This is a genomic window from Oceanobacillus profundus, from assembly GCF_003515705.1.
In the GTDB taxonomy this organism is placed as follows: Bacteria; Bacillota; Bacilli; order Bacillales; family Amphibacillaceae; genus Oceanobacillus; species Oceanobacillus profundus.
Genome location: NZ_QWEH01000007.1, coordinates 166,018 through 176,450, shown reverse-complemented (window position 1 = coordinate 176,450; position 10,433 = coordinate 166,018). Strand labels below are relative to the sequence as shown.

The 10,433-nt window shown below is 35.3% G+C and carries 4 protein-coding genes; all 4 read right to left on the bottom strand.

Annotated elements, in window-relative coordinates:
- Positions 1 to 8: 8 nt before the first annotated feature.
- Genes D1B32_RS12335 through D1B32_RS12325 form a run of 4 tightly spaced genes read right to left on the bottom strand, consistent with a single transcriptional unit; the run spans position 9 to position 10,422 of the window.
- Positions 9 to 2,492, bottom strand: a complete 2,484-nt coding sequence (locus D1B32_RS12335) for a hypothetical protein (protein ID WP_118889577.1) — start codon at positions 2,490 to 2,492, stop codon at positions 9 to 11.
- A gap of 60 nt (positions 2,493 to 2,552) precedes the next feature.
- Complete coding sequence (locus tag D1B32_RS23800) at positions 2,553 to 2,717, bottom strand: hypothetical protein (RefSeq protein ID WP_158586261.1); 165 nt, start codon at positions 2,715 to 2,717, stop codon at positions 2,553 to 2,555.
- A gap of 14 nt (positions 2,718 to 2,731) precedes the next feature.
- Positions 2,732 to 3,787 (bottom strand): hypothetical protein, encoded by a 1,056-nt coding sequence (locus D1B32_RS12330; protein WP_118889576.1) that lies wholly within the window; start codon positions 3,785 to 3,787, stop codon positions 2,732 to 2,734.
- 53 nt (positions 3,788 to 3,840) lie between these two features.
- Complete coding sequence (locus D1B32_RS12325) at positions 3,841 to 10,422, bottom strand: hypothetical protein (RefSeq protein WP_118889575.1); 6,582 nt, start codon at positions 10,420 to 10,422, stop codon at positions 3,841 to 3,843.
- Positions 10,423 to 10,433: the final 11 nt, after the last annotated feature.

The window sequence follows — 10,433 nt, the reverse complement described above, 5'->3', positions numbered from 1 at the left end:
CTATTCTGTTATCTGTCTTGGTCATATGATTGTGTCTTTAAGCTATAACTAAAAAGACCTGGTGTAACACTGTTATGACCAGCGTGATTTCTTCTTAAAATAGCTTTCATCCTTACACTAGTTGTCATGTAAAAGTAATCAACACTTATGTTTTCCAATGGAGTGTTGTCAGTTGGATGACCAAATATGATTTCATTTTTAATGTGTGCAAATGCTTTACCATTGTTTTCTTTTAAACGGTCTGGATCGTAAGTATTATTTGTATAATCAGTAATATTTTTATACTCTTCTCCCTGCACTCGAACAATCAATGGATAAGTGAAACTACTAGCATTTAAGACACTTTTATTATCGCTGTAACGACCAGATGTTTCTTCGTAGTCATATAGATAATCCCTATGAAGATAAGGCATGTGAGATAGCATTACTTTGTTATGCTGATCTATAGATTGAAACTTCTCTCCCACTTCTCCCTTATCATTGATAAACTGTGTAGGTTCAATATCAATATCATCTTTTAGGTCTATGAAGTATGCCGATTCAGCTGGTTTATAATCAACTGTATAAATGCTAGTCGGTGAATAATAATTTCGTTTTATACCAACCTTTTGTGCATTATCACACAGCAAGTACATGCTTCTATTCATTGGAACACCATTACGCTTCACTACAAGTGTTTCTCTTGATACAAAAGGAAATCTTAAGCTAAAGTTTATCGTGCCTGCTTCAAGCAATTCTTGACATGGATCCAACCCATCATCGCCAAGTAGTAACTCTCCTTCAACATATTTGTGATTAGCCGGTAAGATTGACTTCCATTCGGATGCTTCTGGATGTTTTCTGTCTGTAATGTAATACTCAATATCTGTAATCTTTGAGCTATTCTGTATTGGCATGTTCGTGATGGAATCCACTTCATCAGGCCCTACTGAAATATAGTGATGCTTTTCATCTGTTGTTAGAGAAAGAGTGTGAGCATTGCTCGACAACGGAAGCTCTTTAGTTATATGAATAGAACTTCGATGATACGTTCTTCCAAATAGGCTGATATCATATGCTCCATACAAATAAGAAAGTTTATTGACAGGCTTCCATGATGCGCTCATTAATGGACTTCTTTTGTCATTTACTTTTTCTTTATCACCTTTACTATCCAATGCGTATAGTGATAAGAGGAGTGGGTTTTTATAATCACCAATCCGAACTACTTCCATTGCTCGCTTAGCTGCTTCAACAAGACCTTCTTGCCTAAATATTTCAGCCCACTCTGTTAGTTTACTAAGATAAACACTCCATCCATTTATTTCATTTCTTTTATCAAACTCAGCAACTGTTTCTCCTGGATTAGCATAATCATTTACTAAGTCTTTATTAGATGCTAAAGAATCCCATAGCTTGGATTCGCCCAACTCTTCTTCATTTATCATAAAGTTTTCTTTTGTATAATTTTGCTGTCTGATTAATATGCGAATTAATGATACTTCCACTGAGGGAAACTGAAATATCATTTGCTCTACAGAATTTTTACTCCGTTGATGTTGGCTTTGATGATTTGGTGAAATTAGCTCATACATCTGACCTGTTTTATTTTTATTTTCATAGCCATGAATACTCACTACTTCTAATGGATAGGTTGCATAAGGATCTAAGCGCAATTCTGACACAGTAGATAGTCCATTTAATTCTATTTCGACCTCACACATTGCTCCACTCTTTGGATAATCATGATAATCATGACTCCATAGGTGTTCAATATTTTGGACGATGACATCATCAACAAGTACTGACTCAGCCCAGAAGCTGTATGGAGATCCATCAATTGCATTTTCGATTGGATAATTACTTTCATCAGCCATTAAACCAATGCGGTTCTTTACCTTAATATTGGCAATTGTTCGACCATAATTAGTCCTAAGTTGGTTAGTAGACTCGATGCCAGCTAGTTGTAATGCGCCACCAATTACTTCAGCATTAAAGATAGAATCTCTTTTTTCACCAAATCTTTCTTTCCGTAAATTCTCTAAAATATCTTCACGTACTTCAGAAAGCGTATTGTGTTGAAATTCTTCATACACACGGTCTGTGGACCCGCCTTCGTCATCTATAAGTAGTTTTAGTCGTTCTACTTTAGAACGCATGTCAGTTATCTTTTTACGTATTTCTGAAAGGGATGACCGAGACAGCTGATGATGATTTCCTAGAAGCCGCTCAATTGTATTGGATGATTCAAAAATAGTTGCTAGATCAAATGCAATGGCTTCGAGATTAGCATTATATTTTGTAGAGTTTGTCCGATTTTCTTGATGAATGGCTTGAAAAGTTGGTTGTCCATCACTTTCATCTAGCTGAGCAATTAATCGTTCCATCTCTTTTTTAAATTCATTGTCTGAACGAATCAAACCGTTATTTTCTTTTTCCTGCAATAATTGAAGCAGCATATTCCTTTGTGTACCTGGCATGGTTATTAAAAAGTCATTTAAGAACTTACTCATTTATTATCACCTCTATGTAAGAAGAATAAGGCAGTAAAATGCCTTATTCTAATATTGGTTTTATAGTTGATATCTATAAAACCCTTCTATTTTATCTAACTTATGAAAAGAAACAATCTCTTCATCCTCTTGTTTAAAGAATACTGCACCAATTTCTTTATCTATCTCAGCATAGCTAGCATTTACAATTAAACTCCTATTGGAAGACAATACGACCATAAACATCACTACAACTCCTTTTATTTTTGAATAACACCCTGCCCCCCATCATAGGGAACAAATTTATTCTCTTCTTCACTCCATCTTTCTACTTCAAAGTGACTAATATTTGGATGATCATTATAAGAGAAAGTTAAATTAGCTTGGCCATCTACCATTTCGATTTGAAGACCTTTCGGAGTAATAGACTCTTTAATAATGTCTTGATGATTCTTCATAATGGAGAAATCAACTGTCCAGTCTTTACCCTTCATTGCTTGTATTTCACGCAAAACGTTTTGCTGCTGCTCGCTAAAAATAAGAATCTGTTGCATGTACTCTGAATTCTTTGCAACTAAGGTGTCCATTAAGAAGAACACCATGTCTTTAGGTACATCCTTGAAATCAACTTCGATTGGATAATAAAGTACTACAGGCTGTAAAGGCATATAATTCAATGCAATTTTTCCTGATTCATCAATGGTTCCGTGAATGATTTCTCCTACTGGATGAAGAATAGGGCGCTTATATTCATCTAATACTGTCACCTCTCCCTCAACAAATCGAACACCATCAAAATAAGGAGCTTGAGTCTCTTTAGAAGTCATTTGTTCTTCTTTATGTGACGTAGGAATAATCATATCTTTTTCAGCAATACTTTTTCCTTCCATTGCTGTTTTGGTAATCTTCTGCAGCCGATAGTCTAATTTCAATCCATCAGATATAATACCATCAACAGAACTCACTGCATTATCAATCTCTGCTTTAATGCGAGGGTCTGTATATGCAGACCCTACGCCTTCTGTATTCTTAGCTATTTCAATCATTTCGCTTCTTAACTCATCGATTAATGTTTTTAATCGCACACCTCTATTAGCTATAATTTCAAATGTAGCAGAACCAATTTCAGATAAAGCTTCATCTGCTTTAATTAAAGCAGTGGTAGAGAGATTTGTGTTTTGAGTGATTTTCGGTATGCTATTAATAATAGCCCCTTTGGATGTTGACCAAGTATTTAATTCTTTTTCCACATTGATCAACATTTCTTCCAACCCATTCACAAATGGTATTAGCTCTCTTGTGCTATAAACTGGCATATATAATCTCCTCACTTCTTTTATATTTTAACATGAAATGCATTACATTGGCATTATATTTCATGAATTTCTGTATTTACTTTATCCAGGTCATCTGGTAACGTATCATTTCTCAACGTTTCTGGATCATAATATTCAACAATTGGGAGAACGCCATAGGCTTTATGTTTTTGAATTGCTGCATGTACTTCCGTTTCTGTAAAGCCTTGTGGATTTTCCTCACTTTTTAAGATTGTTTTTGGAAGACGAATAATAATGACTCCATTTTCTTGATAAGCTTGGCCATCAAAGTATCCAATATCCCAATGATGAAGTGATTCTTTATTTACCTCTTCAATTATCTTACGAGATAAAGCTTCATCTAATCCGCCACCACGAGTCCGTGTATCTAAAACAGTAGTATCTCTTTGCATGTCAGAGTTTGCTTGCAGGATTACCTTTCCTAATCTAAACATACTGTGATCGTATTTATAGTCCTTTTCATCAAATAAGTGTCCTTGGTCCGTATGTCGCAGGCTAGAAATACCTTGTGTTCCTTCAATTATCTTATTTTCCTTATCTCTGATAAATATAGGCCGCATGTATATGTGAATAGGCTTTACAAGCAATTCTTTCGAATCTACATCCTCTTTTTCATACGATTGCAAATCTGTATCAATCGGTATCCATTTAAAGAACTCATCTGTATTTATTGTATGCGTATGTCCTGGGCTAGGGTTTAAGTCTAAATGAAAGAAGTAATTACTTAAGACATTATGCTCAAGTACTGGATCAACAATAAAAGTTGTTTCAAATAGAAACGAATCCATATACCTCATATTCCTGCTATCAATAGGCTTCCTATCTCCAGAATAACCAATGGTTCTAGTTTTTACTGGAGCACCACTTGATTGATACGATACAGTCGGTGTTAGGATTAATTCATGTTGACTGTAATAGTCAATGAATTCATCCCATTCTTTTCCGAAAACACTTGAAGGGTCAATCAAGATAGAAGATTTAAACTCCTCAGTGTATCTTTCAGTTATAGCTATTTGATTATCTTTTTTAGTAATAGGGCCAAATATTTTCACATCTTCTTCAACATGAGTGATTGTTGTTGGCTCTGTTTCTCCTAATACGTTATATACAAATGAATCTAGGAAAGGCTTCAGACCATCATTTGTTCTGAAAATTTTCAAACTGTCGTTGACGAAGAAGAGTACACGTTGATTTCCATCTTCATATACAGCTCCAATTACATGCTGACGAGTTGAATCTGACCAAGCCACAGGAGTAATTTTTGAATTCGTAATAATAAATTCAGAGTCTCCTAGAATCTCAGTTGGATACCCACTCTCTTCGTATTCTGCAAACAGAGGATGAGTTGTGTTAACTTCAATCTGTGCGTCCTCTGAACTATAGTCACCGACATAATGGACTGATAATCCAAATTCATTAAGGGTTCTATTAGCAATTGCTTCTTTTTGTGTTCCTTCAGTAAAGAATCTTGGAACAAAATAAATTCCATTCCTCTTCTTCTCAAAGAAGTATTGCTTTAAGTCAGTATAAACAGACTCGTGAGGATAACCTGTTGTCTCATTTGCTCCTAATCTAAATCTTCCTGTAATCAACAAGTCTATATGATTATTAATAATATTGAATTCATCTCTGTTTCTATCCCATTGATGAGGCAGTAGACTTCTATAATTACGTATTCCTTCAGAATTAGGATAAATATTTACTAGTGAAAAGTCACCTTGAATGATTCCAAAAACAACTTTTTTAGCAGGTTCTATAATTTCAATCGTTTCTTTTCTTCCCTTAACATGAACTTCAAGCGTAGCCTGGGATTGTATAGGAACCTCTGTTGGAATATGTCTTGTTTCTATTTCTGCCTTATTAAATCCACGATAAGTATACCAATGCTCGTCATAAGCATATCGAATAATTACCTCATCTTGATCTCTAATACGGTCAATTAGGTAGACAATTCCTTTGGCTGCATCGATATCCCTTATTCGCAAGGTTCGTGCTTGATTGTTTCGGAATGCTTCAACTTCGACATAGCTGATTTGATCGTTCGACAACAATGTTATTGGATGGTGTTTAGTTTGTATTGCATGCTCATTAAGAATAATCGGTGTTTCTCGTTCGACTAATTTAATTGGTCTATCATGAAACTCTTGATTACTGTACTCTGGGATAGCATACTCTAAAATAACCTCTTCAACATCATCGATATTTTTGGGCGCATATTTCTTAAGCTCTGGATATGTTTCATAGATAGAAGGTGTTCGCTCCTCTGGCTCATAGTATGGAAGCTCTAGCCTTTTCTGAAAGCGTCCATTTTTTACTCGCATATACCAGTTTTCCAACTCCAGCTTGCTCTGTTCTACTTGTGGTTTTTCCAATTCAATTTTAAGATCTTCATTTGCCGATATTGCAAATACTGGCGCCACCTCTAAATCTTCATAATGTGTCCAAGCAACTAAATCCACATCAGCGATTGTTTTTGATGGATCAATATAAGAGTAAACTTGAATAGGTCCTTCACCTGTTGCAGATATACTTACTTCTCCATTACCATTTGTAACTTTAGCTGAATAAGACAGAGGAGTATAGTTTGCTGTTGTTGCAAAACCATTTTGCTTCATGGAATTTCTTACGTCATTATCGCAGAAATTTCTAGTATTCTTAGCCATTATTGCACTTGGACGACCAGTATAATTTAAGTTAGAAATTTTACCTTGGACTGAAATCAATTCACTTGTTGTAATATCTATGAATTCAACGTTTTGACTAAAGTTACATACACCAAATGCACCTTGAGACCATTCAGTTTCTATTTGATATGCCCGCTTCCAATCAGCTTCATTAATTGTTCCTGTTTGAAAATACAGATTTGTTGTTTTTCCGCTTGATTCTACACGTATATTGTTTTGCCAATTAAGAACATGGCCACTATTTATAATGGTTGACTTTTCAGCTACTACTTTCTTCTGTCCATTTTTAACTTGATATACACGTTGATGGTAAACTCTCCATCCACCTTTAGCTATATAATCAGCGAAAGTAGAAAAGTCAGCTGGACGATCTAAACTCCATTCATGAAGCGGTCCTGGTTGAACACTAGACAATCTGCTTCCAAAACTTCTGTTAATCTCATCGCCTTCCATTATATACATATAGAAGTTGTTTTTATCCTTTACTCGGAAAATAACACCTACAACATCATCATCATTTCCTATTGTACGGAAAGAAAAATCAGTAGCATGCTCCTTCGTAGCTAAATGAGTTTGATTGTAAGCTGCTACAAATTGTGTTCTGTTTGCTTTATCAACTAATCTGCCATTCTCAATTATCCAAGATGCAGCATCTGGAGATGGCTCGATAATAACGGATCCTGGTGAGTTTCGAGAAAACAAACTCTGCATGCTTGTCTTTTTATTTTTGGGAACTAATACATGATAGTCAATTTCGAATTCCACAGGGAAAAACTCTTGGTAGAGGTTAGATAAACGTAATCGATTAACCCCTAATTGATCTTTAAATTGATCTACTGGATATCTTACTAGTCCATCATCCTCTAACCTGAATCGATAATTTACTCGATGCTCCTGGTTTACAGCTGCACTTGTACTTGTTGCTTCTCCACGCTCAATACGGAGTAGAATTTCGTGAATAGGTATATCTTTAGGAATATTCAACTTTTCAATTATTCCATTTTTCTCTAAAAGAGTTGCAATAGGAATAACGCCATCTGCTTTATGAATGGATTCAGGATAAATTGTCGTCCATTTGTTTAATGGTGTTATTGGAGGAACCGATGCTTCTACAACTACACTCTCTCTGTCGTCCCCTAAGCGGATTGTAATATTTTCTCCTTTTGTTATAACTGGCTCTTTCCATCGGAATCCTTCCACGAAATATGGAACCTTATCAGTTGGAAGCTTTTCTGGATTAACAGTTATGGTAAAGTGGCCATCTTCATGATACTCTACATGCCCGCTTCCAAATACATCTAAATTATTATCACCTGTATACCAAGGTTCAATATTAGTGCCTCCAGCAGATTTATTTGTTGTTCTTGCCCATACATACCCATAGCCATTCTCATCGATGTCTAAGAATATATCTGCATAATCACTGTATGCTGTGTAGTTGAAGACTTCATAATTGCTCGCTCCAGATTGCTTGATAGGTTCTTTTAAAAGCTCTGTTACACGCTTTTCACTAGTTCTAACCTGTTCGCTGCTATTAAACGTAACAGGATGTTTGTTGGTAGAAACCGTAGTAACTTCCATTTCGTTGTATGTCATATCACCCCATTGAACCCACTGTTGTGAAATACTACTAACACCAACGCTTCCGCTTTTATATGTGTTGTCTTTTGCTTCGCATACAAGAATACCTTTATCATTAGAGTTTGGATTTTCACTTATATAAACTTTAAATACATCACCTGTAACAACCACTGTGATTTTATATTCTTTTCCTTGAGTCCATCCTTTACTTCCTTCTTCTGTTTCATATAAGTAACCTTTGTTGGTTATGTCTGTAAATGAACATCCTGTACGATCGCTTACTGCAGATTTATATCCTACATATGCAGAGCCGCTTGTTCTTGGGGACACTTTAAATATTCTTTTTCTGTTATTGCCAAATCCATATTCAGTATAATCATTCCAATCATTAAAGATGAAATTTTCATTACTTGTCTTTGGAGAACTATATTGAATATTTGGGTCATAGCGAAAAGCACTACATCCACCCGAACCAAGCAATATTCTGTTCATTTCATTCATCTCAGGTTTAGTAGATACGTTTGTTGGATATTCATCATTACTGTAGTAATAATCATCCGAAAGTAATGCATCTCTTTCCCATGCAAACATATAATAATTTTTTGAACCTTGTACACGGAAAACAATCCCTACAACGTCATCATCACCTGAATCTTCTACTTTCAACTTTGCACTAAATTCATAGTCTTTTGCATTGTTCATATTTTGACCTTTTGGTCCGTTCTTTTGATAAAAGGCAGCGACATTTACATCATTAGGATTTTTTACTAAATCAAGATAACTCTTTCCGTTTGCACCTGTTTTGATTGCCCAATCGTTTACATTACTTGTTCCGATTGTATTCCAATTGGTTTTATTTGCAAAATTGATAGGAGATCTAGACAGATTTTTATAAACTCCTATATTTGCATCAACCCACCAGTTACCAGTATAGACGGTTGGCACCCCTATAAACCCTTCGCCTTCTACTTTAAACTTATAATCCCATTGGGTTTTTTGCCTTTCAGCAATTACACTAACTTGATGGTCGATTGGTAAGCTCTTTAGTATGGCATTTGGATGTTTAGCATTTGACCAAGTATCGTCACTTAATCCGTCACCTCTGGCTGCTCCAAAGTAATTCTGACTTTCTTGAATAATGGAAGTTACTAGTGGATTGTCATTTGCATCTGTGGTAGAGTACATGAGATTACCCTCAGCATCTTGTATTTCATACACTGCTTCTTGAGGAACGGTTGGTGTTCCAATTGGTTGAGCAATTTGAATCATATCTTTAACATTTAACCGACTCTCTCCATACGGAATTCCTAGCTGTTTCCAATCCTGTGTGAACTCATACTTTTCATGATTTAATAATGCGTTTGGATGAATAAGCCAATCGTTAATATATCCTGTTGTCACTTCCTGGTCTACACCAGTTGGATCTTTGTATTTAGCCACAATTCGATAATTAAATATTCGCTTTTGTCTTGGGTCTACCTCAGCCTTTTGAGGAACATACACCTCATAACCATCTTGTGTAGGATTTTCAACTAAATGATAGACCTCATCATTTGCATCTGCACTATCAAAGACTTCTCTTGTTGTTGGCTCATATGCGCTATTCCCATTGATGATACGTAGCTTTCCACCTTCTACAAGCTGCCTCGATCTTCCGTAAGCAACGATCTCATTGCTTTGATTTCGATATAATTCTAATTCAGTTTTAGCTGACTGAACATCACGATTAGAAGTAACGTTATCGATGTGATTGTATCGTATCTTAAAAGTATCTAATTCATTTGTTGTTTTATCTAAATAAACTTTAACCCAATAAATATGAGGATTCTCTTCCATCGCCATTACGTAGATATCATATTTAATCTGATTGGATAATGGATGTCCATTTTCATCTGTTAATTTAATTTGATCACCGGTATACTTCTCAACTTTGTTTGGTTGTCCAATACGGCTATCATAGTGATACATTATCTCGAATTTATAGTACAATGCATCTTCTACTGTTAATCGATTATTTTTAAATTGCCTTGTCAGATTAAAATCTTTTGTAGGAAACAAAGAATAAGGTGGTTTTTCCTTTATAGAATCCAATCCTTTTTGTAACTCAGCATAGGAGAGTTTTCCCTCATGATCTGGTACAACTAAAGAAACCCTTTGTTCATATGGAATAACATTCTCTGGTATATGAGATGTATTAACCATTGCAATATTTTCTTCATTATCTAATCTTGGCGTATGTATGTATGCAAGATTAACATCTCCCTCCGGTACCTCATCACCTATACGCATTGTGTATGTGCCATCTTCTAACTTATCTTGATAAGCTTTTATATGCTTTTCATTTGCCACTCATATCACTC

What these genes read in the sequence shown, in the direction of transcription:
- D1B32_RS12335 (WP_118889577.1), bottom strand. Translation starts at nt 2,492, where the DNA reads ATGAGTAAGTTCTTAAATGACTTTTTAATAACCATGCCAGGTACACAA.
- D1B32_RS23800 (WP_158586261.1), bottom strand. Translation starts at nt 2,717, where the DNA reads ATGTTTATGGTCGTATTGTCTTCCAATAGGAGTTTAATTGTAAATGCT.
- D1B32_RS12330 (WP_118889576.1), bottom strand. Translation starts at nt 3,787, where the DNA reads ATGCCAGTTTATAGCACAAGAGAGCTAATACCATTTGTGAATGGGTTG.